Consider the following 766-nt stretch of genomic DNA (forward strand, 5'->3'; position numbering starts at 1 on the left):
CACCCCGGCCCGCACGGCCGCCGACGAGTTCGCCACCGCCCTCAGGAAGATCGGCGTCCCCGTCAACAACGCGGGCGTCGGGCTGCTCGGGCCCCTCGACAGCCTCTCCCTCGCGGACGTCGACCGGGTTCTCGCCGTGAACGTGCGCGGCGTCTTCCTTGCCTCCCAGGCCGCGGCCGCGCGCATGGAGCGCGGCGGGCGGATCATCACCATCGGTACGTGCATGACGCAGCGGGTGCCTGGGCCCGGTGGCACGCTGTACGCCACCGGGAAGTCCGCCCTGGTCGGGCTGACCAAGGCGCTGGCCAGGGAGTTGGGTGAGCGGGGGATCACGGCGAACATCGTGCATCCTGGGCCGATCGATACGGATATGAACCCGGCGGGTGGGCCGTATGCGGGGGGTCAGGCCGCGATGACCGCGGTGGGGCGGTTCGGGACGGTCGAGGAGGTTGCCTCCGCGGTGGCTTATCTGGCGGGGGCGGAGGCGGGGTATGTCACCGGGGCGGAGTTCTCGGTGGACGGGGGGCACGCGGCCTGACTCCGGCGGGGCGGGTTTTTCTCGCCCCCGCCGCCCCTACCCTCCCCCACTCTCGGCTTCGCTCGAGCGGGGGACCCCCATCGTCCCTGACTCAGGGGCTCCGCCCCCGAACCCCCGCAAAAAGACTGCGCAGTTTCCCGCGCCCCTAAGTCTTTAGGGCAAGGCCGTGAAGTTACGGGTCTGGTGTGGTTGTCCATGGCGTCGTGATCTGCGGGTTCACCGGACGCG

General features: G+C 71.1%; 1 protein-coding gene. It reads left to right on the top strand.

What is annotated here, in order from left to right; genetic code table 11:
• Positions 1 to 538: SDR family oxidoreductase (locus tag O3Q52_RS53745; protein ID WP_269655636.1), on the top strand; the 538-nt coding region annotated here is incomplete at its 5' end.
• Between the last annotated feature and the right edge of the window lie 228 nt (positions 539 to 766).

The organism is Streptomyces sp. ActVer, from assembly GCF_027270795.1.
Classification (GTDB): Bacteria; Actinomycetota; Actinomycetes; order Streptomycetales; family Streptomycetaceae; genus Streptomyces; species Streptomyces umbrinus_A.